General features: G+C 65.2%; 27 protein-coding genes. 10 read left to right on the plus strand and 17 right to left on the minus strand.

What is annotated here, in order from left to right:
• Positions 1 to 30: 30 nt before the first annotated feature.
• The 5 genes from rodA to DX905_RS10585 are packed head-to-tail and all read right to left on the minus strand — an operon-like array spanning position 31 to position 5583.
• Positions 31 to 1137 (minus strand): rod shape-determining protein RodA, encoded by a 1107-nt coding sequence (gene rodA / locus DX905_RS10565; protein ID WP_116091307.1) that lies wholly within the window; start codon positions 1135 to 1137, stop codon positions 31 to 33.
• Positions 1134 to 3134: a penicillin-binding protein 2 gene (mrdA, locus tag DX905_RS10570; protein WP_116092485.1), complete on the minus strand. Its 2001-nt coding sequence runs from the start codon at positions 3132 to 3134 to the stop codon at positions 1134 to 1136. The genes rodA and mrdA overlap by 4 nt, the downstream gene beginning before the upstream one ends.
• Positions 3131 to 3643: a rod shape-determining protein MreD gene (locus tag DX905_RS10575; protein WP_116091308.1), complete on the minus strand. Its 513-nt coding sequence runs from the start codon at positions 3641 to 3643 to the stop codon at positions 3131 to 3133. The genes mrdA and DX905_RS10575 overlap by 4 nt, the downstream gene beginning before the upstream one ends.
• On the minus strand, positions 3640 to 4521 hold the full coding sequence (mreC, locus tag DX905_RS10580) for a rod shape-determining protein MreC (protein ID WP_116091309.1): 882 nt from the start codon (positions 4519 to 4521) through the stop codon (positions 3640 to 3642). The genes DX905_RS10575 and mreC overlap by 4 nt, the downstream gene beginning before the upstream one ends.
• A gap of 21 nt (positions 4522 to 4542) precedes the next feature.
• Entirely contained in the window at positions 4543 to 5583 is a 1041-nt protein-coding gene (locus tag DX905_RS10585) for a rod shape-determining protein (protein ID WP_116091310.1), read from the minus strand.
• A 101-nt stretch (positions 5584 to 5684) separates the two neighbouring features.
• Between DX905_RS10585 and mutL the strand changes: the two genes are divergently transcribed.
• Together mutL and DX905_RS10595 are read left to right on the plus strand one after the other, a co-directional pair.
• Complete coding sequence (mutL, locus tag DX905_RS10590; protein ID WP_116091311.1) at positions 5685 to 7430, plus strand: DNA mismatch repair endonuclease MutL; 1746 nt, start codon at positions 5685 to 5687, stop codon at positions 7428 to 7430.
• A gap of 111 nt (positions 7431 to 7541) precedes the next feature.
• Positions 7542 to 8039: a DUF4402 domain-containing protein gene (locus DX905_RS10595; protein WP_162875565.1), complete on the plus strand. Its 498-nt coding sequence runs from the start codon at positions 7542 to 7544 to the stop codon at positions 8037 to 8039.
• A 61-nt stretch (positions 8040 to 8100) separates the two neighbouring features.
• On the opposite strand, the gene DX905_RS10600 is transcribed toward DX905_RS10595, so the two are convergent.
• The gene (locus DX905_RS10600) at positions 8101 to 9729 is read right to left on the minus strand and encodes a TPM domain-containing protein (protein ID WP_205412241.1); all 1629 of its coding nucleotides are present in this window, start codon (positions 9727 to 9729) and stop codon (positions 8101 to 8103) included.
• 10 nt (positions 9730 to 9739) lie between these two features.
• Positions 9740 to 10576, minus strand: coding sequence for a DUF3667 domain-containing protein (locus DX905_RS10605; protein WP_162875567.1), 837 nt, complete (start codon positions 10574 to 10576; stop codon positions 9740 to 9742).
• A gap of 206 nt (positions 10577 to 10782) precedes the next feature.
• Between DX905_RS10605 and DX905_RS10610 the strand changes: the two genes are divergently transcribed.
• From DX905_RS10610 to DX905_RS10620, 3 genes are all read left to right on the plus strand, one after another.
• Positions 10783 to 11007 (plus strand): hypothetical protein, encoded by a 225-nt coding sequence (locus tag DX905_RS10610; protein WP_116091315.1) that lies wholly within the window; start codon positions 10783 to 10785, stop codon positions 11005 to 11007.
• Positions 11008 to 11146: 139 nt separating this feature from the next.
• Complete coding sequence (locus tag DX905_RS10615; RefSeq protein WP_162875568.1) at positions 11147 to 12466, plus strand: MFS transporter; 1320 nt, start codon at positions 11147 to 11149, stop codon at positions 12464 to 12466.
• Between the two features lie 9 nt (positions 12467 to 12475).
• Positions 12476 to 12928, plus strand: a complete 453-nt coding sequence (locus tag DX905_RS10620) for a hypothetical protein (RefSeq protein WP_116091317.1) — start codon at positions 12476 to 12478, stop codon at positions 12926 to 12928.
• A gap of 55 nt (positions 12929 to 12983) precedes the next feature.
• On the opposite strand, the gene DX905_RS10625 is transcribed toward DX905_RS10620, so the two are convergent.
• Entirely contained in the window at positions 12984 to 13265 is a 282-nt protein-coding gene (locus tag DX905_RS10625) for a DUF427 domain-containing protein (protein ID WP_116092486.1), read from the minus strand.
• A gap of 25 nt (positions 13266 to 13290) precedes the next feature.
• Between DX905_RS10625 and DX905_RS16065 the strand changes: the two genes are divergently transcribed.
• Both DX905_RS16065 and DX905_RS10635 read left to right on the plus strand, forming a co-directional pair.
• Positions 13291 to 13827 carry a hypothetical protein gene (locus tag DX905_RS16065; protein WP_162875569.1) on the plus strand — a complete coding sequence of 179 codons (537 nt, stop codon included), beginning with the start codon at positions 13291 to 13293 and terminating at the stop codon, positions 13825 to 13827.
• A complete protein-coding gene (locus tag DX905_RS10635; protein WP_240320818.1) occupies positions 13824 to 14219 on the plus strand; it encodes a DUF4174 domain-containing protein in 396 nt (131 codons plus the stop codon). The genes DX905_RS16065 and DX905_RS10635 overlap by 4 nt, the downstream gene beginning before the upstream one ends.
• Positions 14220 to 14474: 255 nt before the next feature.
• Here DX905_RS10635 and DX905_RS10640 read toward each other — a convergent pair whose 3' ends face one another.
• On the minus strand, positions 14475 to 14867 hold the full coding sequence (locus DX905_RS10640) for a MerR family DNA-binding protein (protein ID WP_116091319.1): 393 nt from the start codon (positions 14865 to 14867) through the stop codon (positions 14475 to 14477).
• A 42-nt stretch (positions 14868 to 14909) separates the two neighbouring features.
• Between DX905_RS10640 and DX905_RS10650 the strand changes: the two genes are divergently transcribed.
• From DX905_RS10650 to DX905_RS10660, 3 genes are all read left to right on the plus strand, one after another.
• Positions 14910 to 16376 (plus strand): hypothetical protein, encoded by a 1467-nt coding sequence (locus tag DX905_RS10650; protein ID WP_240320819.1) that lies wholly within the window; start codon positions 14910 to 14912, stop codon positions 16374 to 16376.
• An 11-nt stretch (positions 16377 to 16387) separates the two neighbouring features.
• Positions 16388 to 16873, plus strand: a complete 486-nt coding sequence (locus tag DX905_RS10655) for a superoxide dismutase family protein (protein WP_116091321.1) — start codon at positions 16388 to 16390, stop codon at positions 16871 to 16873.
• Between the two features lie 85 nt (positions 16874 to 16958).
• Positions 16959 to 17192, plus strand: coding sequence for a hypothetical protein (locus DX905_RS10660; RefSeq protein ID WP_116091322.1), 234 nt, complete (start codon positions 16959 to 16961; stop codon positions 17190 to 17192).
• A gap of 115 nt (positions 17193 to 17307) precedes the next feature.
• Here DX905_RS10660 and leuA read toward each other — a convergent pair whose 3' ends face one another.
• From leuA to DX905_RS10700, 8 genes are all read right to left on the minus strand, one after another.
• Positions 17308 to 18966 carry a 2-isopropylmalate synthase gene (gene leuA / locus DX905_RS10665; protein WP_116092489.1) on the minus strand — a complete coding sequence of 553 codons (1659 nt, stop codon included), beginning with the start codon at positions 18964 to 18966 and terminating at the stop codon, positions 17308 to 17310.
• Positions 18967 to 19166: 200 nt separating this feature from the next.
• Complete coding sequence (gene hisN / locus DX905_RS10670; protein WP_116091323.1) at positions 19167 to 19943, minus strand: histidinol-phosphatase; 777 nt, start codon at positions 19941 to 19943, stop codon at positions 19167 to 19169.
• Complete coding sequence (locus tag DX905_RS10675) at positions 19940 to 21529, minus strand: MFS transporter (RefSeq protein WP_116091324.1); 1590 nt, start codon at positions 21527 to 21529, stop codon at positions 19940 to 19942. The genes hisN and DX905_RS10675 overlap by 4 nt, the downstream gene beginning before the upstream one ends.
• A gap of 78 nt (positions 21530 to 21607) precedes the next feature.
• Positions 21608 to 21970 (minus strand): GFA family protein, encoded by a 363-nt coding sequence (locus DX905_RS10680; protein WP_116091325.1) that lies wholly within the window; start codon positions 21968 to 21970, stop codon positions 21608 to 21610.
• Positions 21967 to 23151, minus strand: a complete 1185-nt coding sequence (locus tag DX905_RS10685) for an acetyl-CoA C-acyltransferase (protein ID WP_116091326.1) — start codon at positions 23149 to 23151, stop codon at positions 21967 to 21969. Before DX905_RS10685 ends, DX905_RS10680 begins: the two co-directional genes overlap by 4 nt.
• Positions 23152 to 23202: 51 nt before the next feature.
• Positions 23203 to 24474, minus strand: coding sequence for an ATP-dependent Clp protease ATP-binding subunit ClpX (clpX, locus tag DX905_RS10690; RefSeq protein WP_116091327.1), 1272 nt, complete (start codon positions 24472 to 24474; stop codon positions 23203 to 23205).
• 107 nt (positions 24475 to 24581) lie between these two features.
• Positions 24582 to 25220, minus strand: coding sequence for an ATP-dependent Clp protease proteolytic subunit (locus DX905_RS10695; RefSeq protein ID WP_116091328.1), 639 nt, complete (start codon positions 25218 to 25220; stop codon positions 24582 to 24584).
• An 88-nt stretch (positions 25221 to 25308) separates the two neighbouring features.
• Complete coding sequence (locus tag DX905_RS10700; RefSeq protein ID WP_116091329.1) at positions 25309 to 26427, minus strand: glycosyltransferase family 2 protein; 1119 nt, start codon at positions 26425 to 26427, stop codon at positions 25309 to 25311.
• Positions 26428 to 26482: the final 55 nt, after the last annotated feature.

Genomic DNA, 26482 nt, shown 5'->3' on the forward strand with positions numbered 1-26482 from the left:
GCGCATCCCGCTTGTAAACAGTTGGTGGCCTCAGCGGTTGCGCGCGCGGCCCTGGCGGTCGATCGCCATCAGCAAGCCAAGGCAGATAAGCACCGTCATCATCGCCGAGCCGCCGAACGACACCAACGGCAACGGTATGCCGACCACGGGCGCCAGCCCCATCACCATCAGCAGGTTGATCGCCACGTAGAAGAAGATGGTCGAGGCGAGGCCAGCACCCGCAATCCGGCCGAAGCGCGAGCGCGCTCGCATCGCCACGCGCATCCCCCAGCCAATCACGAAGCCATAAGCGAGAATGATGCCAAGGCCTCCCAACAGGCCCCATTCCTCCGCCATCGTGGCGAACACAAAATCGGTATGGCCTTCGGGCAGATAGTCGAGGTGGCTCTGGGTGCCGCGCAGGAAGCCCTTGCCGGTGATTCCGCCTGACCCGATCGCGATCTGGGACTGGATGATATGGTAGCCGGCGCCGAGCGGGTCGCTTTCCGGGCTGAGGAAGATCTCGATCCGGCGACGCTGATAATCGTGCATCGCATGCAATGCGATTGGCGTCAGCGCGGCCACCGCCACCGCCGCGCCGATGAACAGTCGCTTCGGCACGCCCGCCAGGTACATGGCGACCACACCACCAAATGCTATCATCAGCGCGGTGCCGAGGTCCGGCTGGACGAGTACGAGCAGGAACGGCGCGCCGATCAGCAGCGCTGCCGGCCAGATGGCGGAGAAACGCCGAACCTCTGCCGCCGGCATCATGTCGTAAAAGCGCGCCAGCACGAGCACGATCGCCGGCTTCATCAGTTCGGAGGGTTGCAACCGGATGATCTTGAGATCCAGCCAGCGGCGGCTGCCGCCGCTCACCGCGCCTAACGCCTCCACTCCGAACAGCAATAACAGGAGCAGCAGGTAGATCGGCCAGGCGATATCCTTGAGCTGTTGTTCGGAAAGGCGCGACAGGATTAGCGCTCCGCCCAGAAACGCCAGGAAGCGGACTCCTTGGGGGAGCGCCCACGGCATCAATCTGCCGCTCGCCGCCGAATAGAGGACGAGCAGGCCGAAGCCGGTGAGCATGGTCACGACCAGCAGCAGCCCCCACGGCATGCGGGCGACCGATCTCGGGACAAGCGAATTGTCACTCAATCGGGTTGCTCCTGGCTCGGCGCTTCCGCTGCCGCATCGTCGGCAGGAGCGGGCGCCGGCGTACCCTCCTGTTGGGCCTGCCAGCGCTGCGCGTCGGCGGCCATGCGCGTGGCGATGTCACCGCCCCATTGCCGCTCGAACGCGGCGAGGTTGGTCATCGCCCGATCGGGAGCGAACAGCCAGGTCATGACGTCGCGGGCAACCTGTGCCGCCGCCGCGCCATGGCCGGCATGCTCGAGCGTGACGCCGATCGCATATTTGGGCTGCTCGACCGGTGCGAAGCCGATGAAATGGCCATGGTCGCGCAGCTTCCACTCTCCCGCCGTGCCGAGCGCGTGGGCTCGCCCCGCGCGGCGATCGGCCATGCTGATGCGCCGCACCTGCGCACTACCGGTCTTGCCCGCCATCTCCACCCCCGCGACCGGCAGGCGCGACGCGCCCGCCGTGCCCGCGCCGCCGGTGTTGATCACGTCGCGCATCCCGCGATGCACGACCTCCAGATGCTCCGACGGAACGTTGAACGACGGACCTTGGGGGGTAGCATAGCGCTTGTTGACGATCAGGCGTGGCGCGAGCGCGCGGCCGCTGGCGATGCGCGCCGCCATCACCGCCAATTGCAGCGGATTGGTCAGCACGTAACCCTGTCCGATCGAGGCGTTGATCGTGTCTGCCGTTGTCCAGTCAGTCTTATAGCGGCGCTGCTTCCAGGCGCTGTCGGGATAGGTGCCATAGCGCTGCAACGTTGCCGGAATATCGAACTTTTCGCCCAGGCTGAGCTGCCTCGCCGTCTGGGCCAATTTGTCGATGCCGATGCGCCGCGCCATTGTGTAGAAATAGACGTCGCATGATTGCTGGATCGCGCGACGCATGTCGATCGCGCCATGGCCACGCGGCCGCCAGCAATGGAAGAGCGAGCTGCCGACGCGGAAATAGCCGGGGCAATTCACTGTCTCCTCCGCGTCCACGCCCCACCGCAGCAGCGCCAGCGCGTTCATCGGCTTGACCGTCGAACCGGGGGGATAGAGGCCGAGCAAAGTCTTGTTCATCAGCGGCAGATGGTCGTTGCCCGATAGCATCGCCCATTCGTTCTGGCTGATGCCGTCGGTGAAGCTGTTGGGGTCGTAGGACGGCATCGAACACATGGCGAGCAGCCCGCCGGTCTCGCAATCCACCACCGTCACCGAACCGCTATTCGGGCCGATCCGGCGCGCGGCGAACTCCTGCAGCCCGGCATCGATCGTCAGGCGCAGCGTGTGGCCCATTTCTTCTGGCCGCGTCGTCAATTCCTGAACAAGCCGGCCGTGCGCCGTCACCTCAGTGCGCTTGGCGCCGGCCCGTCCGCGCAGCCACGGCTCCATCACCTTCTCCAGCCCTTCCTTGCCGAGCTTGAAGCCCGGCGTGACAAGCAGCGGATCGTGGGTCTTCTGGTAATCTTCGGCCGAAGCCGGCCCGACATAGCCGCACAGATGGCCGACTGCGGCACCCGCCGGATAAGCTCGGGTGAAGCCGCTGGTCGGCGCGACGCCCGGCAGTTCGGCCTGACGCAGGCTGACCGCGGCGAAGCGCTCATAATCCAGCCCTTCGATCACCGGCACGGGCTGATAGCCCGGCGCCTTGTCGAGTGCGTCCTTGATCCGCTCCACATCTTCGCGGCTCAGATTCAAAATGTGGCGCAGCTCGTCGATGGCGCGATCGGGGTCCTGCAGCCGATCGGGGATGAGATCGACGCGGAAGCTGGTCTTGTTGACCGCGATCGGCTTGCCATTGCGGTCGATTATCCAGCCGCGACGCGGCGGGATGATCTGGCTCTGGACGCGGTTGGATTCAGCCAGGCGGTCATATTTGTCGCGCTCTGCGATTGCCAGCCACGCCATGCGGCCGCCCAGCAGCGCACCGACCGCCGCCTGCGCGCCCCCCAGGACGAGCGCGCGGCGCGTGAAGCTGAACACCAGGGATTGCTCGGTGATCACCCGGCCCGGGCGCTTGAAGCGGCTCACGTCCGCAGTCGCCAGCGGTCCAAGGTGGCGCACAACCGCGCAATCGGCGGAAAGGCGAGGATCGCTATCAATGTCGGTGGGATCATCGGCCAAAAAGCGCCGCCGCCGGAAACGAACCGGCCGGTCGCCCAGGTGCCAAGCGCGCACCACGATATGGCGAGCGCGGCGATCCACCAATCGAGCCAATGGTCGCGCCACATCGGCCGGCTGTCGACCAGGTCGATGCCCAGGAACGTGATGGTCCATAATGTCATCGCCGTACCCGGAGGCGCGCCGACAATGAGATCGTCGGCCAGGCCCAGCGGCAAGGCCGTCCAGGCGGGCCACAATTCGGGGCGCAGCAGGCGCCAGCCGAGCGCCATCAGCAATCCGAACGGCGGAATCACCGGCGCGCTCGCTACGAATGGCAGCAGTCCGATGCAGGATGCGATCAAGGTCGACGCGATCGGTAAACCTTGCAGCCGAAAGGCGGACGGCCGGCCGAGCAGGTCCGATTCGAGGATGGTCATCGGCCGCGGCGCCCCGCGGGCGGCGCCAGCGGCGGCGGGGTCGCCTGTTCCGGCAGCACGATCGCGAAATCGAGCCGCGCCGGATCGGCAAGCGGACGAGCTGCCGCAATCTCCCCGCTCGTCCTCATCACCACTGCGACCGGCACGTCAGGCGGATAGACTCCGCCCACGCCGGAAGTGACGAGCAGGTCACCTCGCCGAAAGCCCGATCCGGCAGCCGTGGTGGAATGGATTTCGATCGCGCCGTCGCCGCGGCCTTCGCCGAGCACCGCCTCGCCGGTGCGGACCACGCGCAGCGGCACCGCACTACCGCCATCCGTCAGCAGGACGATCCGCGCGGCATGGCTGCCGACTTCCGCGATCCGCCCGACCAGGCCATCGGCGGCACGGACCGGCTGCCCCGGCCTCACGCCGTCGGTACTACCGGCAGCAAGGGTTGCGAAACGGCGCATGCCCGATAGGCTCGATCCGACGATGCGAGCCGCGACGATCGGTCGAACCTGTTCGCCGACCAGCCTGAGCGTTCGCTTCAGGCGTGCATTCTCGAACGCCAGCACGCGCGCCTGAACCAGCGCCCGGCGCGATTCCGCCAGTTGCTGACGCAGCATGCGGTTGGTGCGTGCGGCATTGAGATAATCGCCGACGTCGCTTGCCAGAGATTCCGTGCCGCGCACGATCGGCCGGGTCGCGACCGAAACCGGCGTGGTCACGTCAAGCGCCAGCCCGCGTATTCCCTCGAACGCGACGGGATCGAAGCGTGCGATCAGCAGGAGGGCAATGCCGGCCACCGCCCCCATCGCGGCGGCGACATAGCCGAAGAATAATCCATATTGGATGCGCCGCGAAAAGCCGCGGTGGCGATGGCGTGGCGGGGCCATGGCTCCGCCCCCGTCCCGGTCTTAGGCCGTGTGCAGCACGCCGCGGAACATCGGATCTTCCAGCGCGCGCCCGGTACCGAGCGCGACGCAGGTAAGCGGATTGTCCGCGATCGTGACTGGCAGGCCGGTTGCCTGACGCAATACTTCGTCGATGCCGTCAAGCAGCGCGCCGCCGCCGGTGAGCACGATGCCCTGGTCGACGATGTCGGCGGCAAGCTCCGGCGCCGTATTCTCGAGCGCCATGCGCACACCTTCGATAATCGCGGACACCGGCTCGCTCAGCGCTTCGGCGATCTGCGCCTGCGTAATCTCGATTTCCTTGGGCACGCCGTTGACGAGGTCACGCCCCTTGATGAGAATCCGCTCGCCGACGCCGTCGGCCGGCATCTGGGCGGTGCCGTGCGCCTGCTTGATCCGCTCGGCGGTCGCCTCGCCGATCAGCAGATTGTGGTTGCGGCGGACATAGGATCCGATCGCCTCGTCCATCTTGTCGCCGCCGACGCGGACGCTGGTGGTATAGGCCAGACCACGCAGCGACAGCACTGCCACCTCGGTGGTGCCGCCGCCGATATCGACCACCATCGATCCGATCGGTTCTGTGACGGGCATGTCTGCGCCGATCGCGGCCGCCATCGGCTCCTCGATCAGGAAAACCTGGGACGCGCCGGCGTTGGAGGCGGCATCGCGGATCGCGCGGCGTTCGACCTTGGTCGATCCCGACGGCACGCAGATGATGATCTCGGGCCAGCGCGGAAAGCGCCTTTGGCCATGCACCTTGTGGATGAAATATTTGATCATCTGCTCGGCGACGTCGATGTCGGCGATGACACCGTCGCGTAAGGGGCGGATGACTTCCATATGCTCGGGCGTCTTGCCCATCATCATCTTGGCATCGTCGCCGACCGCGCGGACCTTCTTGACGCCGTTGACCGTCTCGATCGCCACCACGGAGGGCTCGTCGAGCACGATCCCGCGACCGCGGACGTAAACCAGCGTATTCGCGGTCCCCAGGTCGATCGCCATGTCGTGCGACATGAATTTGAACCAGCGCATGAAGCCCATAAACCTGTTGTCCGTCCGTCGCGCGACCGGCGGTGAATCATCTTTACCGATGGGTGAAAGCCCGGTCGCGGAAGGCCGCTGACTGGGCTAGAGGCTTGCCCATGTCAATACGCCGGCTCCCCGAGCATCTGGTCAATCGTATCGCTGCCGGCGAGGTCGTCGAACGTCCCGCATCGGCGCTCAAGGAACTGGTCGAAAATGCCATCGACGCTGGCGCGCGCAACATCCTCGTGCGCCTCAGCGACGGGGGGATAAGAGGCATCGAAGTGACCGACGACGGCAGCGGCATGACCCCGCCGGAGATGGCGCTAGCGCTCGAACGCCATGCCACGTCCAAGCTGCCCGATGACGCGATCGAGCGGGTCGCAACGTTGGGTTTTCGGGGCGAAGCGCTGCCGTCAATTGCCAGCGTTGCGACGTTGGCGATCGAAAGCCGGGTTCGCGGGTCGGAAGGCTGGCGCCGCATCGTCGACAATGGCGCGCTGGTGGAGGAGGGGCCGGCCGCGCTTCCGCCCGGTACAAGGGTCAAGGTCGAAGGTCTGTTCGCGCGGGTCCCGGCGCGTGCCAAATTCCTGCGCTCGGCACGGTCCGAATATGCCGCCTGCGTCGATATCGTCCGCCGGCTGGCGATGGCGCGGCCCGAAATCGGCTTCACGCTGGAGCATGACGGGCGGCGTTCGATCGCGGTCCAGCCCGGCGAGACCCGGCCCGAGCGGGTGGCGGCTCTGATCGACCGCGAGCTGATCCGCAATTCGGTCGCAGTCGATCATGGCCGCGAGGGATTGGTACTCGGCGGGGTCGCGGGCCTGCCGACCTTCAGCCGTGGAGTCGCCGATCATCAATATCTGTTCGTCAACGGCCGTCCGGTGAAGGATCGCCTGCTGATCGGCAGCGTGCGCGCCGCCTATCAGGACCTCCTCGCGCGCGATCGTCACCCCGTGCTGGCATTGTTCCTGGAAGTGCCGGCGGAGGAGGTCGATGTGAACGTCCACCCCGCCAAGACGGAGGTGCGCTTCCGCGAGGCCGGCCTGGTGCGCGGCATGATCGTCGGCGGGCTCAGGGCGGCGCTCGACAGTGCCGGCCACCGCAGTGCCGCGCGCCCGTCCGCCGCCGCGCTCGGCCGCTGGCAGGCTGAGCCGCTCAGTCCGCAATGGACGCCGATCGCGCCGCCCAGCCAAGGCTCGGTATGGGCCAGCCAGCCGAGCTACGCCCCGCAACCCTCTGCGCGCGCCGAGCAGGCTTATGCGCCGCCGCCCGCGCAAGCCGATTTCCCGCTCGGTGTTGCACGCGGCCAGGTGGCGGCGACCTACATCGTCGCTGAGGCGTCGGACGGCCTGATCCTGGTCGATCAGCATGCCGCCCATGAGCGGCTGGTGCTCGAACGCATGCGCCGCGCGGTGGCCAGTGGCGGTGTCGCGCGTCAGGCCCTGTTGCTGCCCGAGGTCGTCGAGATGGACGAACCGGCCTGCGATCGCCTCGAAGGGCGCATCGCCGAACTGGCCGAGCTGGGCCTCGAGCTCGAACGCTTCGGTGCCAAGGCGATGCTGGTGCGCGCAACCCCGGCCTTGCTCGGCGCCAGCGATCCCGCTCAGCTCGTAATCGATCTCGCCGACGAACTCGCCGCTTATGATGAGGCGCTCAGTCTCAAGGAAAAGCTCGACGGCATCGCCGGCACCATGGCCTGCCATGGTTCGGTGCGCGCCGGCCGCATCCTTTCGGTCACCGAGATGAACGCGCTGCTGCGCGAGATGGAGGTCACGCCCCATTCCGGCCAGTGCAACCATGGCCGTCCCACGTGGATCAAGCTCGGCCACAGCGACATCGAGAAATTGTTTGGGCGGAAGTAAGCGGGCGGGCGGACGCCACTCATCTGCGAGCAATGGAACTTCTGCGATCCATATCTATTTGGATATAATATCATCCGATATGGATGATTACAAATATCGGATCCGATGAACATGTACGCGAAAATCGCGATTGGCGCGCTGCTGGTTGTCACCTCAGCCCCCGCGCTGGCGCAGTCCACTGCCACGGCCAATGCTTCGTCGACCACGACGATCCTGTCGCCGATCAGCCTGACCAAGGTTCTCGACATGCAGTTCGGCAAGGTCGTCCGTCCCGGCAACGCCAGTTCCAATACGGTGCTGGTATCGGCGGCAGGTGGACGCACCATCAGTGGCACCGGTAACGGCGTGCTCGTCGGCACCGCCGGCCAGCAGGCACAGTTCACCGTCGCAGGCGAAGGCGCTGCCAGCATCAGCGTCACCGTTCCGGGGACGTTTGCGATGGGGCCGCTCACGGTCACGACGACCGGCACCTATCCGACCGCAATCGGCGGCACCGCCGGTTCGCCTGGCACTGCCACGATCAACGTCGGTGGCTCGTTCCCGATGACCAGCGCGACCGCGACCGGCAGCTATACCGGCACGCTGACCGTCACCGCCGCCTACAACTGATCTCGGCGAAGTTCCGGGGCGCCGATTACAGGGCGAACGGCGCCTCGCGGAAAAGCCAAGCTCAGATTGCGTCATAGCTGAACGTCCATAGCGCCGAGGCCTGCTGGCCTTTGTCGCCGCGGCGCTGCAGGCGCCCGACCAATGTATAGCGCTGCCCCTCCCTGATCGCGCCCGATGGCATTAACCCCGCCGTCTGCGGCCGGATGTACAGGATCACCGGATAGCCATCGTCGGTGGTCATGCTCACGGCTCGATAGGCCAGCGGCCCGTTGACGATCGCCGGCGTCACCTGGCCCATCCCCTGCGGCGGATTGAGACTGGTGACCTTGCCGCTGATGCGCAGCAGCTCGCCCAGCGGCTGATCGACGGCATCGCTCCACGCGCGATGCGTGCGCGCTCGCTCCGCGCCGACCTGATCGTAATGCGTGATCAACTGGCCCAGCGACTGATAGTTGATAGCCCACTTCGTCCGGGCGACATTGCCAAGCGTGAAGCTGAAGATGTTGAACAGATTGTCGGTCCACCCCTGGCAGCCGTCGCCATCGTCGCAATAGCGCCAGCCCGCATCGATCCACTCCAGCAGCATCTTGTTAGGGTTGGAGAATTCGGCCTCCTTAGCGAAGCCCGGGCCGAACGCCACCGCCGCCTGGCGCTGGCGTGGCGCCACCACCACGACTGCGCCATTGCCGACGTCGAGCTTGCCGACGCGCAGCTGGCGCATCATCGCCCACGCATAATCCTCGGCCGAGCGTCCGCGCAGGTCGTTGACCACCAGGATCGTGAACTCGGCGCCGACATCCTTGGCGAGCGTATAGAGCTTCTGATCCATCGCGCGTGCCCGCACGGGATCCAGCTTGCCGGTTTCGTCGATGATGAAGCGGCCATATTTGAAGGGGATCGAGCCCGGCGCCGGCAGCGTAAAGGTGGCGTTGATCGGTGACGTGGAGCTCGATCCCCCCGCCGCCCCATCCGCCGTGGGGTGCACGGGCACTGCGCCCGTGCCGCTGCCACACTCCCGGCCGCCCTGTTGCTGACATGCCTCTTGCCACCCCTCGCGGATAGCATTGGCCCGCGTCAGCTTGTCGGGGTGGGTGGGGGAGCCATGCGCCGCGCCCACCGCCAGGATCATCTCGGTCGCCGCGCTCTTCGGCGCGCCCATCTTCTCCATCACAAAGCCGGAGAATTTATCCGCCTCCAGCTCGATTTCGGGCCGGCTGCCGCCGGGGGTGATCGTATGGCCGGACAGATGATGCGCGATCTCGTGCGCCAGGATGCTGGTCGGTCCCCACGGATCCCCGCCGACCTTGGCCATCGCCGCCTGCATGAAATTGGGGTTGAACGCGATCACGCGGCGCGGAACGCGGTTCTGATCAAGCATGATCAGCGCCGCGGCATTGTCGACCGGACCCGCCGTGACGACGAAATTGGCGGGCAGGCCGGTATAATCCATGATCTTCTTGACCGCGAGCTGGCAGTTTTCCGGTGCGGCGCCCGCAAACGCCGCAGCCTCGCCCGTCACCGGCCGGCCATCGTAGGAACAGGCCTGCAGCGTCGACGCGATCGCCTCGACCTTCTCGCGTCCCGACAGCCCGATCGCGCTGCCTGCATCTGCGGCCGGTCGTTTGCCGCAGGCGCCGAGCAATAGCGGTGCCAGCAGGGCCGCGGTTTTCAAGCGTTGCGCTTGCGTCATCATCCTCTCCTCACGCTGTTCGGTTCACGATCCACAAAATCGCCGCCGCATAGAGGCGCAGCAGGCTCCAGCTGGCGATGGCATAGACCAGGCAGGCGAGGATCAGCCGCGGCCAGTCGCGGGCCAGCCGCAGGCGGAAGAATTGGCTATAGGCGATCGCGACGATGCTAAGCTTGATCGCGTACAGATAATAAGCCGACGCCTGCTTGTGCAGCAGGATGAACCTCGGCGTATGCCAGATGAGCGTCGGCAGCAGGTTGAGGATGACGACCGCCAGGATCAGGTTCTGGCAATAGACTGCCAGCACGCCATGCTCGATCGCATTGTAATGGAGCCGCCGGCCGAAACCGACCCGGCTGCCCAGGAAAATAGCGAAGATCCCGAGCGTGAAGCTCCAATTCGCATAAGCCATCACCCGCTGCGCCATCAGGTCGACGTCGCGGCTCTGGCCCGCAAACGCGAAGCGCTCGAAATATTGGTTGGCGGCGAGGATCAGCAACAGGATCGCCACCAGCGCGACCAGCAGCTTGAGCGGGTGCATATAGGCGGCGCGCTTGCCGCGCACATAATCGCGTGCAACCAGCCCGGGGGACGTTACCAGCCGCCACAGCGTCTTCACGCTGCTCTTTTCGAACAGGCGGATCCGCTCCCAGCCTTCCTTGCCGAAATCCTTAAGCGACAGGCGCCGCGCCGCTTTTTGACCGCAGCCTGCGCAATAGGGCGTTGTCAGCGGCGCATCGCAATTGCGGCACAGCGGGGCTTCGAACCAGCCTGGGCTAATCGCGTCCTCAGCCACGCCGGCATCGGCCGCATCGTGCGGTGCCGCCATCTCAATCGTGGAGCGCAATTGCGGCATCCATCTCCTCACGCCGCCCAGCCGGCATTCCGATCAACGCAGGGTACGTTACGGGGTTGCAACAACAGCGCACCCGTCTTGGGACGTCCGCTTTCCGCTGCCCTCCAGCGCGATCGCGCGCCAATAACGCGCTCATGACCTGCCCCATACCTGTTGCCGCCGCCGCAACCCGCGCGTCGATGGATCGTTAGCGCGCCATGGACCCCAAGCAATTGGTCGCTTCCGTACGCGAAGCGGCGCGCCGCCATAATACCACTTGGGAAGCGCTCGTCCCCGATCGCTTCCAGGTGAATTTCTCCCACGAGGAGGCAGAGGAACTGGCTTATGCCGAGATGGCGGCCGCCAAAAGCGCTTTGCGCGACCATATCTGCGAAACCTACGGCCTGTCCGTTCGCGAACTCGCCAGCCTCGCCGCGCCCTGACGTGCCCCTAAGCGGAGCTTCGATCATGCGCGCTCTCACCGCCATAAAGCACCCCGATTTCGGTCATTGAGAAATCGGCCGGCCCAGCCCACAACGGCTTGTGCGCGGCTCCAAAGAAAATGAGCGATCCTCCGGTCATGTGCGATGGCTGATCATCGCGATCATCTTCCTGGTGTCCGCCGTCTCCTATCTCGACCGGACCAACATCTCGATTGCGGCCCAGCCGGTCCGCGCGGAGTTCGGTCTCAGCCAGGTCCAGCTCGGCACGATCCTCACCGCCTTCATGCTCGGCTATGCGCTTACCCAGCCCTTCGCCGGGCGGCTGGCGGACCGGTTCGGGGGATATCGCGTTATCGCCGGCGGTATCGTCTGGTGGAGCGCGCTGACCGCGCTCACGGCCTGCGTTGCGTCCGGCACCGCTTACGCTTTCGCCCTGCTGATCCTGATGCGCGCCTTGTTGGGTATCGGGGAATCCGTGATCTACCCGGCCAGCAACCGGCTCGTCGCCAACTGGATCCCAGTCCACGAGCGCGGGCTTGCCAACGGCATCATCTTCGCCGGGGTCGGCTTCGGCGCAGGCGTCGCGCCGCCGCTCGTCACCTTTGTCATGCTCGTTCATGGCTGGCGGGCGTCCTTCTGGATCAGCGCCGCGGTGGGGCTCGCCGTCCTCGCGCTCTGGATCTGGTTCGCACGGGAGCGCGCCGGCGACCACCGGTGGGTCGGCGCGCGCGAGCTCGATCTTATCGAGAAGAATATTGCCGGTGGGAAGCCCGTTAGCGATCCGCCGGAGGCGCTGCTCCGCTGGCGCGCAATCGCCTCGAACCGAAACATACGTCTCCTGACGATCAGCTATTTCTGTTTCGGTTATACCGCCTTCATCTTCTTCACCTGGTTCTTCACCTACCTCTCGACCGTCAAGGGATTGGATCTCAAATCGAGCGGCCTCTACGCCATGCTGCCCTTCATCGCGATGGCTATCGCCTGCGCGTTCGGCGGCTGGATGTCGGACCGGATCACGTTTCGCCATGGCAAGCGTATCGGACGCTGCTGGCCCGCCGCCGCCGGCATGGGATTGGCTGCGATGTTCGTCGCCTTGGCCACCCAGGTCGCCGATGCCAGGCTGGCGGCGCTCGTCCTCGCGTTCGGATCGGGCTCGCTTTACCTCTCGCAAAGCGCCTTCTGGACGCTGAGCGCCGATCTTGGCCGCTCATCGGCCGGATCGGTGTCGGGCTTCATGAATCTCGGCTGCCAGCTGGGCGGCGCAGCGGTCGCGCAGATAACCCCAATCGTCGCCGGCCATTATGGATGGACCGCGTCGTTCCTGGTGACATCGGTCGCGTCGGTGATCGGCGCGGTCTGCTGGCTTCTCATCGATCCCAAGGCGGAACTGCACGGGGTCCGGTCGGCGTCGATTGTTGCGCAGCCGCCGCTTGTGGCGGACGTCCGCAAAACGCCTTAGCCTCATCCTATGTGGAATTTCCTTTGGCATCTGCGCGGCGCTACCCCCGTGCCCGCGCGGATTTCCGATGCGCAAGTCCTCGAGCGTGTGGAGAAATTGCTCGCCGATCAGCGGAAGCCGGTGATACCCAGCCGCCCTACCGAGCTGCGCTTTGAATCTCCGCTGTGGGACAGCCCGCTCGGCCCGAATTGGCTGGCGATGGTCATCTACGATCGAGGCTCGTTCCGGATCGAGCACGGCGCACATGGGCGGCGCCTGCGTTATGACCTGCGCAGCCTGCATGGCTTTGTGTTCTGCCTGGGCGCAGCGATCATATTTTTCGCCGCTGGAGTCATGAACGCGCGCCTGCCCGGCGGCGTCCGATATGCAGCATTTGCGTTCACCTGGCTGTACGGCATGAACATGGTGCTGGCATGGGCGCGCGTCCCGCGTGCGATCCGCAAAGCCGTGTCGGCGGAATAACCCGCTTTCGTCATCTTATGCGGTTCCGAGAGCAGCCCGCCATTTCCGCGCTGACTCAGCCGACCTCGACGCCCTTCCAGAAAGCGATGCGATCGCGGATATTCTCTGCCTCGGCTTTTGGATCGGGATAATACCAGGCGGCATCCCGATTGTCGGCACCGTCGACGTGCAGGCTGTAGTAATGCGCCGTCCCTTTCCACGGGCAGAGCGTGGTGGTGCTGCTCGGCCGAAGCACCGCGGCATCGACCGCGGCTGCGGGAAAATAGTGATTGCCTTCGACGACGACGGTGTCGTCACTGCTCGCGATCAGCGCGCCGTTCCATCGTGCTTCAACCATCATCTGTCTCCTGAAATGAGGATGGGTGGGTCGCCATGCGCCCGCGACAAGCGACATTAGCGGACATCCGCCGACCTGCTATGCCTTCTGCATGAAAGCCTGTTTCGCAGCGATGGTACTTGCGCCCGTGCTGGCACTGTCGGCCTGTCAAAAGCGCGTGCCCAGGAGCCAGTTGCCACACCTTGGCACCTTCTGTGTGGATCGTAGCAGGTGGGAGGACATGTTGGCCGTGATGAGCGATTTTGCGCGTGCCAGGGGATTGGAGCTCCACGGCGGCATCGAGGAAACGCCAGACGGGACGCCGCTATTCAATGCCTATGTCGCCCGCGGCTACTCCTATTGGTTTGGTGACGATCTCGATCTTTGGTTCGTCAGCGATCCCTTCCGGGCTGGCGGGATGGACCTTAACGGTATCGCCAAGCGGCCTTGGACATCGCGCGATGGAGACACCGCACGGGCACTGATCGCGGCGATCAAGCCGCTTCGGTGCGGCGCTGTCTCCAACCCCAGCCGCCAAGCAGCGTCGGAACGGCAAGTTTCGGGGCACGTTCCTTCTCGGTGAACTATCTCTATTTGTTTGCGGCGGTGCCGTTGATGGCGGCGAGCCCGGGCAATATCGCCTCGATGCGCTGGGAGCGGCGCATTCTCCTGGTCGCTGCGCCCAATGCGCAGGACGCCCGGCTCGCCGCGCAGCGCCGCGTCATCGCGGGTTGGCGGGCGGAGGGTGAGGCGCGCGACCTGAGCATCGTCGAGATCGTTGCGGACAAAGTTGCCGGCGCGACCGATACGGGCGCCTCCCTCCGCGGAAAATACCGGCTGCCGACGGACGCTTTTGCCGTCGTGCTGATCGGCAAGGATGGCGGCGAAAAATTGCGCAGGGCGAGCCCCATTTCGGCGACGCTGCTGGAACAGACGATCGACGCCATGCCGATGCGTCGGCATGGTGAGAGGTAGCAAGGGCGCGGGCCACGGCTTCGGCTGCCCCCCGATGAAGCTCCGCCGGACCCAGCCCGGAATCGACGGAGCTTAGCACCCGAACGGCCAGGCAGAGGTTCAGGCCACCTGGTTGCCACGGAAACGGATATATCTTTGGTCCGTTCCCGTTGTTATTCAGCGAAAGCCAACCTTCTCCGCCCGCTCGGCCGCGCCCTTCGAGCTTGCGCCCTCGCTCGTTCGTGTCAGCCACGCTCCCCGCCCTCCGTCGACCCTCTACGCACCGCCCGATAGCTCATCGATAATCGGGCAATCCGGCCGCTCGCCGCCCGAGCAACGACCCGCCAGGTCGAGCAGCACCGCCCGCATCGCCTCCAGCTTGCGCGCCTTGGCATGCAGCGCGTCTGCCCGCGCGAGCGCCAGCTTCTTCACCTCCGCGCTCGCCCGGCCTTCGTCGCTCCACAGCGCCAGCAGCTCCGCAATCTCCTCGGTCGCAAAGCCTAGATCGCGCGCATTGGCGATGAAGCGCAGGCGATGGAGGTCGGCCGCCGCATAATCGCGGTAATTGCTGTGGAGCCGCGGCGGCCGCGGGATAAGCCCGATCGTCTCATAATGCCGGATCATCCGCTGGCTCACGCCGCTCGCCGCCGCCGCCTCGCCGATCTTCATGCGCTTGACCTTGACATGATGTCAGGGATTAGAGCGATCCGCATGATTGGAAAAGCCTGCTCCCTCGGCCTCGCGCTCGCTGCCCCCGCGCTCGTCCCCACGGCCGCCCACGCACAGGCGATGCCGGACATGCCCGGCATGCACATCCCGCCGCCGACCCCGGCCGCGCCGACGCCCCCATTGCCTCCCGCCACGATGCTTCCGGCCACGACGTCTCCGGCCACCCCGCCGGCGGCTGCCACGCCCCCCTCGGTGCCACCTGCGCACGATATGGCGGCGATGGTCCATGACATGGCGGCCATGCCCGGCTTGGATCATGCCGCAGCGATGCGCGGCCTGCTCGGCCCCTACAGCATGGCGCGCGAGGCATCGGGCACGTCATGGCAGCCGGACACCACTCCGCTCGGCGGTATCCATGTCCCCGCCGGCGCCTGGATGGCCATGCTCCACGGCGATGCGACGCTGGTCCATGACAATCAGGGCGGCGCGCGCGGCGGGGCCAAGACCTTCCGCCAGTCAATGCTGATGGCGATGGCGAGCCGCCCGTTCGGTGGGCGCGGCACGCTCGGCCTGCGCGCGATGATCTCGCTCGATCCGCTGATGGGCAGGAACGGCTATCCCTTATTGTTCGCCACCGGCGAGACCGCCAACGGCCGCGACGAGCTGGTCGATCGCCAGCATCCTCACGATTTCCTGATGGAGCTGGCGGCCAGCTACGCGCACGATCTCGGTCAAGGGCGCAGCCTCTATCTCTATGGCGGCCTGCCGGGCGAGCCCGCGCTCGGCCCGCCTACCTTCATGCACCGCATCTCTGGCATGGACAGTCCGGAGGCGCCGATCGGCCATCACTGGTTCGATTCGACCCACATCACCTTCGGCGTGGTCACGGCCGGCTTTTCGGCGGGCACCTGGAAGCTCGAAGGCAGCGCCTTCAAGGGGCGTGAGCCGGATCAGCATCGCTGGAATATGGAAAACCCGAAGCTGGACAGTTGGTCTGTGCGCGGCTTCTGGAACCCGTCGCCCAATCTTTCCTTCCAGCTTTCCACCGGCCACCTCCATTCACCCGAGCAGCTCCACCCCGACCAGAACGAACAGCGTACTACCGCCTCGGTCACCTATAATCGTCCGCTGGGGCATGCCGGCAACTGGGCCTGGACCATCGCCTGGGCGCGCAAGGACGAGCGGCCTGGCCCGGCGCTCACGGGCTGGCTGGCCGAGACCTCGCTACGGCTGCGCGCGCGCCACGTCCTGTTCGCGCGCGCCGAGCATGTCGAGGAAGCCGAATTGTTCGAGAGCGGCCCGCTTCACCACGACATCATCCCCGTCTCGAAGCTCAGCGCCGGCTATGCTTACGAGCTGCCAATGGGGCAGGGGCCGGTGCGGCTCGCGCTCGGCGGGCTGGCCAGCGCTTATTCTTATCCCGATCGGATCAGGCCGGCTTATGGTAGAGCGGGCGTGAAGAGTTTCACGCTGTTCGCGCGTTTCCGGCTCGCGAACGCAACCGATTGAGGAATATCGCCATGGCCCGCATCGTCCCCCTGCTTGCATCGATCGGCTTGATGGCCGTGCCCGCACTGGCGCAGAGCCCGGTCAGCGCGCCGTTCAAGGGCATCACCGGATCGGTCACCGTCTCGCCAGCGCCCAAGGGTGTGCTCGTCCACGTCGAGGCGGCCGGCCTGACCCCCGGGTGGCATGCGGCGCATTTTCACGAAAAGGCAGATTGCGGCGACGCGGCCTTCAAGCTGGCCGGGGGGCACGTCCATGGGGCCGCCCCGGTCGTCCACGGGTTGCTCAATCCGGCGGCAACCGACAATGGCGATCTGCCCAACCTCTATGCCGGCGCCGACGGCAGCGCCAAGGCGGAATTCTTCACCACCGCGCTCACTATGGCCGCCCTGCAGGATGCCGACGGATCGGCGGTCGTGATCCACGCCAAGGCCGACGATTTCATCAGCCAGCCGATCGGGGGCGCGGGCGATCGCGTCGGTTGCGCGGTCATTCGCTAATCGAGCGACCGGCAGGCCTGCGACGGGCCGCGGACCTTAATCGATGTTAGTCCGTTTGATCCGCGCAACAATAATGGAGCGCAGGATGAAATTGTCAGGTCTCACCATGATCGCCATCGCCGCCGGCTCGCTGTTCGCAGCGGCCCCCGCTGCCGCTCAGCGTCACGTCGAAGTGCATCGCACGGTCACCACCGAGCGCACCGTCAATGGCGGCGGCTGGCACGATAATCGCCGCTACGAAAAGCGCCATCACCGTCGCCAGGTCTGCACCAAGCGTTGGGTCAATCATCATCGCGTGACCCGCTGCCGCTGGCGCTAAGCACGCGGCATAATCCACGCTGTTTTCGCGGTAACAGGGGCTTTCCCTGTTACCGCCCAAAATCGCTTCTTATCGGCGCAGACGCGAGAAATCACCTGTAAGCAGGAGTGCGCTTTTAGACGGCGTTAGCGGCCCCCAGCAGCGCCCGTACCGACGCCGTCGCGACATCGGTATCGATCCCCACGCCGAACACGGTCCGCCCATCCTCCGTCCGCGCCTCGACATAGGCGGCCGCCTGCACATCGCCGCCATGGCCGATCGCATGCTCCGAATAGTCGACGATATCGAGGGCGATCCCGAACCCGTCGCGCAGCGCCGCCAGCACGCTCGACAACAACCCGTTGCCGCGCCCGCTCACCGATGTCTCGACGCCCGCATGCCGTACCCGCCCCGTGAAGATGCGGTCGCTGCCGGCATGCGTCTCGCTATAGTCGATCAGTTCATAGGCCTGCGGCCCCTCCAGCTTATAATGCTGCTGGAAGCGCCCCCAGATGTCGGCCGCGTTGAGCTCCCGGCTGGTCTCGTCCGCCAGCGCCTGCACCGCGCGGCTGAGGTCGGCCTGCATCCGCTTGGGCAGCTTGAGTCCCTTGTCCTGCTCCAGCACCCACGCGACACCGCCTTTGCCCGACTGCGAATTGACGCGGATCACGGCCTCGTAATCGCGGCCGAGGTCCTTGGGATCGATCGGCAGGTAGGGCACGTCCCAATATTGGTCGTTGCGCTGCTCCTGCGCGGCAAAGCCCTTCTTGATCGCGTCTTGGTGCGACCCCGAAAAGGCCGTAAACACCAGGTCGCCCGCATAGGGATGGCGCGGGTGGACCGGCAGATTGTTGCAATAGGTGACCGTGTTGATCACCTCGTCGATATCCGAGAAGTCGAGCTTCGGATCGACGCCTTGCGTGTAGAGGTTGAGCCCGAGCGTCACCAGATCGACATTGCCGGTCCGTTCGCCATTGCCGAACAGGCAGCCCTCGACCCGGTCCGCGCCCGCCATCAGCCCCAGCTCCGCCGCCGCCACGCCGGTGCCGCGGTCATTGTGCGGGTGGAGCGAAATCACCACGCTGTCGCGGTTGCGGATGTTGCGCCCGAACCATTCGATCTGGTCGGCATAGATATTGGGCGTCGCCGCCTCGACCGTTGCCGGCAGGTTGAAGATGATCGGGTGATCCGGCGTCGGCCGCAGGACCTCCATCACCGCCTCGCAAACCTCCAGGCTGAAATCCAGCTCGGCGGTCGAGAATGTCTCAGGGCTATATTCGAAATGCCAGTCGGTGTCGGGCCGCTTGCCCGCCTCGTCGCGGAGGATCTTCGCGCCAGTGACGGCGATGTCGCGGATTTCGTCGCGGGTCATGCCGAACACGATCCGCCGCCACGCGGGCGAGACGGCATTGTAGAGATGGACCACCGCCTTGGACGCGCCCTCCAGGCTCTCGAAGCTCTTCTCGATCAGGTCGCGGCGCGACTGGGTCAACACCTGCACCAGCACGTCGTCGGGAATGCGATCCTTGCGGACGAGGCCGGAGATGAAGTCGAATTCGGTCGCGCCTGCGCTCGGAAAGCCAACCTCGATCTCCTTGAGCCCAACCTTGCACAGCAGCTCGAAGAAGCGGGTCTTCTTCTCCTCGTTCATCGGATCGATCAGTGCCTGGTTGCCGTCGCGCATGTCGGTCGACAGCCAGCGCGGCGCGCGCGTGATGGTACGGCCTGGCCATTGCCGATCGGGCAGGTCGATCTGCGGGAAAGGGCGATATTTGACGGATGGATCAGCGAGCATGGGCATTGATAATCTCGGCACATAAGAGCGTCGGGGCGCCTCTCTTGGCGCGGCGGCGGTCCCTTAGGCGGTGAGCGGCGGCCTTGCGGGCACGCCAAGCAATCGACGCGCCTAAGGGCGCGTAAGTCGTAGCTTCGGAAGGCTGCGGCCGGATTGCATGCCTGCCCTCATAAAGGCAGGCGGAGCGGGGGTCCAGCCGTTTACGCTATTGATCCCGAGAGCGATGCGATCGCCTGTCGGATCAGGCGCGCATCCCCCGCCGCCACGATTTTGCCTTCGCTGGCGGCATCCAGTGCGCGGCCCTGCCAGTCCGTCATGCGCCCGCCAGCACCCTCGACGATCGGGACCAAAGCGGCGAAATCGTACAGCTTAAGCCCATCTTCGATCACCAGATCGAGATGCCCGGCCGCCAGCAGCCCGTAATTATAGCAATCGCCACCCCACAAAGTGTCGCGCGCCACCACCCGCACCCGCTCGAACGCGGCCCAGCTCCGCGGCGTGAAATAGCCCGGCCCCGTCGTGGCGAGATGCGCATCCGCCACCGCCGCGCACTGACGGGTTCGCACCGCCGTGCCATTGAGCGTCGTCGGCTTGCCGGCCGCACCGATCCAGCGTTCGCCCGCGATCGGCTGGTCGATCAGACCAAGGACCGGCCGCCCCGCCTCCAGCAGCGCCACCAACGTGCCGAAGATCGGTCGTCCGGCGACGAACGAGCGCGTGCCATCGATCGGATCGAGCACCCAGACCCGCCCGGCATCGGGGCGGTCCGCGCCATATTCCTCGCCGATTACGCCATCGTCGGGCCGCTCCGCCGCCAATAGCGCGCGCATTGCCCCTTCGGCGGCGCGGTCGGCCTCGGTCACCGGGGAGAAATCCGCCTTGGCTTCCATTGCGAACGGCTTGCGGAAGAAGGGGCGGATGGCGGCGCCAGCCGCATCGGCAAGGCGCTGCGCCAGCGCCAGATCGGCATCCGTCATTCGAGATTGCGACCGGAGGTTTCGGGGATGGCGAGTGACACGATCAGCAACGCCATCCCAGTCACCCCGATCGTATACCACAAGCCCGCGAACGGATCGCCGGTCTTGGCGACGATGTACTGGTTGATGAAGGGCAGGAAGCCGCCGAAATAGCCCGACCCGATATGATAGGGGATCGACAGCGATGTGTAGCGCACGCGCGCGGGGAACAGCTCGACCAGCAAAGCCGCCACCGGGCCGTAGGTCATGCCCGAGATGAAGGCGATGACGATGATCCCGAACGCAACCTTCATCGCGCTCCGCAACGGCGGCGTGACCTTGCCGATCGGATAACCCGCATCCTTGAGCCCCTGTTCAATCGCGGCGTCGTCGGACGATGCAAGCACGCGGCTGCCGATCGTCACCATCGGCGCGCCCTGTGCCATCTGTACCTTTCGATAGGCGATGCCGCGCTTGGACAGACTGTCGAGCACCCGGCCGCAGGCGGTCGACTGCCCTTGGGTCGCAAGCGGATTGAAGCTGCAATCGCTGCCGCGCACTACCACCGGCGCGCGCGATACCGCCGCGGCCAGCTCCGGATTGCCGGCGGACGACATCATATGGAATAATGGGAAGGCCAGGATCAGCATCAGCACATAGCCCGCGATGATCGGCGGCTTGCGCCCGATCTTGTCCGACAGCCAGCCAAACAGGATGTACCAGCCAATGCTGAGCAGCGCGGACAGGCCGACGATCAGCCGCGCCGGCGTGTCGTCGATCCGCACCGCATTCTGGATGAAGTAGAGCGACTGAAAGTGGGCCGTATAGAAGATCACCGTCAGGCCCGCGGTCACGCCGAACAGCACCACCAGAAGCTTGCGCCATTTCGGCCAGCTGTCGACGCTCTCGCGCAGCGGGTTTCGGGCGAGCGTGCCGGCCTTCTGCATCGCGAGGAATACCGGGCTCTCGTGCAGCATCAGTCGAACCCACAGCGAGATCGCTAGCAAGACGAGGCTGAACAGGAACGGGATACGCCAGCCCCAGGAAGCGAAATCCTCCCTGGCGGCGAAATTGTTGGCGGCGAGCACCACGCCGATGCTGAGCAGGAAGCCGCCCGCAACGCCGGCATGGATGAAGCTGGTGTAGAAGCCGCGCTTCTTGCGCGGTGCGTGCTCTGCGACATAGATCGCCGCCCCGCCATATTCGCCGCCCAGTGCCAGCCCTTGCGCGACCCGCAACAGCACCAGCAGGATCGGGGCGGCAATGCCGATCGACTGATAGGTCGGCAGCAGGCCGACGCCCGCAGTGGCCACGCCCATCAGCGATACGGTCACGAGGAACGTATATTTCCGCCCCAGCTTGTCGCCGAGATATCCGAACAAGACGGCGCCGACTGGCCGCATGCCGAAACCAACGCCGAATGTGGCGAGCGCGATCAACAAGGATACGGCGGCATTGCCGGACGGGAAGAAATTCTGCGCGATGACCGTCGCGAGCGTGCCGTAGACGAAGAAGTCATACCATTCGAACACCGTGCCCAGTGTCGAGGCGAGGATGACAAGGCGCACCGGCGATCGCTTGCCTACATCTACGGCTTCTGGCTTCATTATGTCCCTCTCCGGACGCGGTGTATCGCCGCGCGTGGGCTACGCCAAGCGGGGAGGAGAATGGATCGCGGGAAGACCTTACCCAACCACCCCGGGATGGTTCTGCCCATCAAACGAGCTGATCGTGGCATTTAACCCATGCCCTTCGTCCAGGCAGCGAAAATTGACGCTGACATGCTTGGGATGGGATCGCGGCCGGTAGAAGCTCTTGATCCCGCATTGAGTGCAAAAGATATGCTGCGCCGCGCCCGTGCCGAAGCGATAGGTCGTCGTCTCCTTGCGTCCCTCAATCAGCCGGAAATCGTCCTGTGGCACCAGCAGGTGCAGATACCCGGTCATGCTGCAGATCGAGCAATTGCAATCCTCGACAGTGACGGACGCATCCGGCAGGTCGGCCTCGAACCGCACCAGGCCACAATGGCAGCCGCCCTCTACCATCATTCGGCCATCTCCACGGCGACCGCGGTCGCTTCGCCGCCGCCGATGCACAGCGCCGCGACCCCGCGTTTCAGGCCGCGCGCCTTCAGCGCTGCGATCAGGGTGGCAAGAATGCGCGCGCCCGAAGCCCCGATCGGGTGACCCAGCGCGGTCGCGCCGCCATGCACGTTGACCTTGTCGTGAGGGATGCCGAGGTCGCGCATCGCGATCATCGTTACCGCCGCAAAGGCTTCGTTGACCTCGAACAGGTCGATGTCGTCGATCGACCAGCCGGCTTTCGCGAGCACCTTACGGATGGCGGGCACGGGGGCGGTGGTGAATCTGGCCGGCTCCTGGGCATGGGCTGCAGTTGCGATGATCCGTGCCTCGATCTTCAAACCCTGCGCGCGCGCAACGCTCTCGCGCGCAAGCACCAGGGCTGCCGCCCCATCAGAGATGGACGAGGCGTTCGCGGCCGTGATCGTGCCGTCCTTGCTGAATGCGGGACGCAGCGACGGGATCTTGTCCGGCCGGGCCTTGCCGGGCTGTTCGTCCTGCTCGACTAGGGTGTCGCCCCCGCGGCCCTTCACGGTTACCGGCACGACCTCGTCGGAGAAGTGGCCTCCGCCGATCGCGGCATTGGCGCGACTGAGGCTTTCGATTGCAAACGCATCCTGTGCTTCGCGCGTAAACTGATATTCCCCGGCCGTCGCCTCGGCGAACACGCCCATGGCCTTGCCCGGCTCATAGGCATCTTCGAGCCCGTCGAGCATCATCGAGTCCATGATCTGGCCATGGCCGATGCGCGCGCCCGCGCGATGCTTCGCGAGCAGGTAGGGGGCGTTCGACATACTTTCCATGCCGCCGGCAATCGCGATATCAATCGAGCCCGCGCGCAGGGCCTCGTCAGCCATGATCGCCGCCTGCATACCAGATCCGCACATCTTGTTGACGGTGGTCGCCTCCACCGACTGCGGCAGGCCCGCGCCGAGAGCGGCTTGGCGCGCGGGTGCCTGGCCGAGGCCGGCAGGAAGTACGCAGCCCATATAGATGCGGTCGATCTTCGCCGGGTCGGCGCCCGAGCGCTCAACCGCGGCCTTGACCGCGGTCGCGCCCAGTTCGGTCGCGCTGACGCTCGAGAGCGCGCCCTGGAAGCCCCCCATCGGGGTACGGGCGTAGCTGCAAATGACGGTGGGATCAGACATGAATCACTCCTTGGCGGCCCATATAGGGTGCCAAGGAGCGTTCGTCAGGCGTCAGGCGGCGTCGCCGCCCGCCTTTTCCTTCTTCTTCGCGAAGACCCGCACCGGATCCTTGCGGCCGTCGACCACATCCTTGTCGATCACGATCTCGTCCACCCCGTCCATCGAGGGCAGGTCGAACATCGTATCGAGCAGCATGCCTTCGAGGATCGAGCGCAGGCCGCGCGCGCCGGTCTTGCGCAGGATCGCCTTCTTGGCGACGGCCGACAGCGCCTCGTCGTTGAAGGAGAGCTTTACGCCCTCCATCTCGAACAATTTCTGATACTGCTTCACCAGCGCATTTTTGGGCTCGGACAGGATCTTGACCAGAGCCGGCTCGTCGAGATCTTCCAGCGTCGCAATAACGGGAAGGCGGCCGACGAATTCCGGAATCAGGCCAAACTTCAGCAGATCCTCGGGCTCGCACTGGCGCAGCACTTCGCCGGTCCGGCGCTCGTCCGGCGCCGCCACGAACGCGCCGAAGCCGATCGACTTGCCCTGCAAACGGTCGCCGATGATCTTCTCGAGGCCCGAGAACGCGCCGCCGCAGATGAACAGGATGTTGGTCGTGTCGACCTGCAGGAACTCCTGCTGCGGATGCTTGCGGCCGCCCTGCGGGGGAACGCTTGCGGTGGTGCCCTCCATCAGCTTGAGCAGGGCCTGCTGCACGCCCTCGCCCGACACGTCGCGCGTGATCGAGGGATTGTCGGCCTTGCGGCTGATCTTGTCGATTTCGTCGATGTAGACGATGCCGCGCTGTGCCCGCTCGACATTATAGTCCGATGCCTGGAGCAGCTTGAGGATGATGTTCTCGACATCCTCGCCGACATAGCCGGCCTCGGTCAGCGTGGTCGCGTCCGCCATGGTAAAAGGCACGTCGAAGGTCTTGGCGAGCGTCTGCGCGAGCAGGGTCTTGCCGCAGCCGGTCGGGCCGACCAGCAGGATGTTCGACTTGGCGAGCTCGACGTCAGCACCCTTGGCGCCATGATTGAGCCGCTTGTAATGATTGTGGACCGCGACCGAGAGCACGCGCTTGGCCTGCTTCTGGCCGATCACATAATCGTCGAGATGCGCGTTGATGTCCTGCGGGGTCGGCACGCCGCCATCCTTGCGATTGACGAAGGTCGCCTTCGTTTCCTCGCGGATGATGTCGTTGCACAGCTCCACGCACTCGTCGCAGATGAACACGGTCGGGCCGGCGATGAGCTTGCGCACTTCGTGCTGCGACTTGCCGCAGAACGAGCAGTACAGGGTGCTCTTGGAATCGCCGCCACTAAGCTTGGTCATAATTATCCTAATCCTCGGTCGACCGAGTCGACCGCCATCCTACCCCGGAGGAGAGCGGTGGCAATGCCTATATGCCGCCGCCTCGCACCATCCGGCTCACCACGGCCTCACGCGGCCTGCGCAATTTCCTCCGTCGGCGCCGGGCGCTTGTCGAACACCTCGTCGATGATGCCGAAGGTCTTGGCTTCTTCCGCTTCCAGGAACTTGTCGCGGTCCATCGCATGTTCGATCTGCTCGATCGTCTGACCGGTATATTTTGCATAAAGCGTGTTCAGCGCATGGCGCATACGCAGGATTTCGCGTGCCTGGATCTCGATGTCCGCCGCCATGCCCTGCGCGCCGCCGGAGGGCTGGTGCACCATGATGCGGCTGTTGGTCAGCGCGGAGCGCATGCCGGGCTCACCCGCGGCCAGCAAAAAGCTGCCCATCGATGCCGCCTGGCCGATGCAGACGGTACCGACGCGTGGCCGGATATATTGCATCGTGTCGTGGATCGCGAGGCCCGCCGTCACCACGCCGCCCGGCGAATTGATGTACATGAAAATGTCCTTCTTCGGGTTCTCGGACTCGAGGAAGAGCAATTGCGCGGTGATGAGCGAGGCCATGTGATCCTCGACCTGCCCGGTCACGAACACGATTCGCTCGCGCAACAGGCGCGAATAGATGTCGAAGCTGCGCTCGCCACGGGTCGATTGCTCGATAACGATCGGCACGAGCCCTGCGGTGATGTCGGCGTGGTCGGTCATGGGAAGTACGGTCCTTTGGCGCTCTGGTCTCCCCAACATCGGCGTTCGTTGGCGCCGGTTCAAGGGAAACCATTTTGAAGCCCGCTCGCTATTTTCTCCGCCAGGTGAAGAGCGACGACATCGCATAATTCCACACGACGCTGATCAGTACACCCGGGATCGCCGACAGGATCCAATAGGTGTTTCGCCCGAACAGCCAGTCGGCGATGCCGATATTGGCGGCGGCCCCCGTGGCGCAGACCAGGTTGAAGCTGATCCAGCCATAAAGCAGCGATCGGCCGCGCAGGCGCTGATCGCGATAGGTGAGGGCATTGTTGAGGAAGAAATTGTTGGAGATCGCGACCACGCTGGCCACCGCCTGCGACTGATCGAAACTCGCCCCGACCAGCTTGTACAGCAAGGTCAGGACCAGGAAATGAACAACGATGCCGAACCCGCCGACCAGGGCGAAACTCATGAAGCGGGCAGGAATATAGCGGCCAAACGCCTTGTCGAGGACCAGCTGGAGATATTCCCATAGCACCAACGTGTCGAGCTTGCTCTCGCCGTGCTGTCGCGTCCTGAAAGTATATGGCACCTCCGCGATATGCAGGGGCGTGGGCGCGCTCGCGGCGATATCGAGCAGGATCTTGTAGCCAACCGACGAAAGGTTCGGAAGCGACCGCATGAATGCATCGCGGCGCACCAGGAAGAAGCCGCTCATCGGATCGCTCATCGGCACGCGCGTCAGGCCTGACGCGATCCGGGTGGCCAGCTGGCTTGCGAGGACCCGCTTGCGAGACCATTCGCCAAGGCCGCCACCCTCCGTGTAGCGGCTGCCGACCACCAGATCGACGCCATCCTGTTTGATCCGTGCCAGCATCTCCCCAAGAATGCGTTCATCATGCTGATGGTCGGAATCCATCACCGCCACATAAGGGGCAGCGGTGGCAAGGATGCCCTCGATGCAGGCGGTGGCGAGGCCCCGACGGTTGTGACGATGCAGGATGCGGATGCGCGAATCCGCAAGCGCCATCCGGCGTACCTTGTCGGATGTGCCGTCGGACGAATTATCGTCGACGAACACCATTTCCCAACGCACGCCGGGAAGCGCGCGCGCCACCGCCTCCGCCAGTTGCTCGACATTCCTCACCTCGTTGAAGGTCGGAACGACGATTGCAAGCTCGGCCGGAAGCAGGCGTGTGAACCAGGGGTCGATGTCGGCCATCACCGCCGCGCCTAATCATTTTCGATGAACGTCGCGTTAAATCGTACAGCTGCGA

This window comes from Sphingomonas crusticola (genome assembly GCF_003391115.1).
GTDB classification, from domain to species: Bacteria; Pseudomonadota; Alphaproteobacteria; order Sphingomonadales; family Sphingomonadaceae; genus Sphingomonas_I; species Sphingomonas_I crusticola.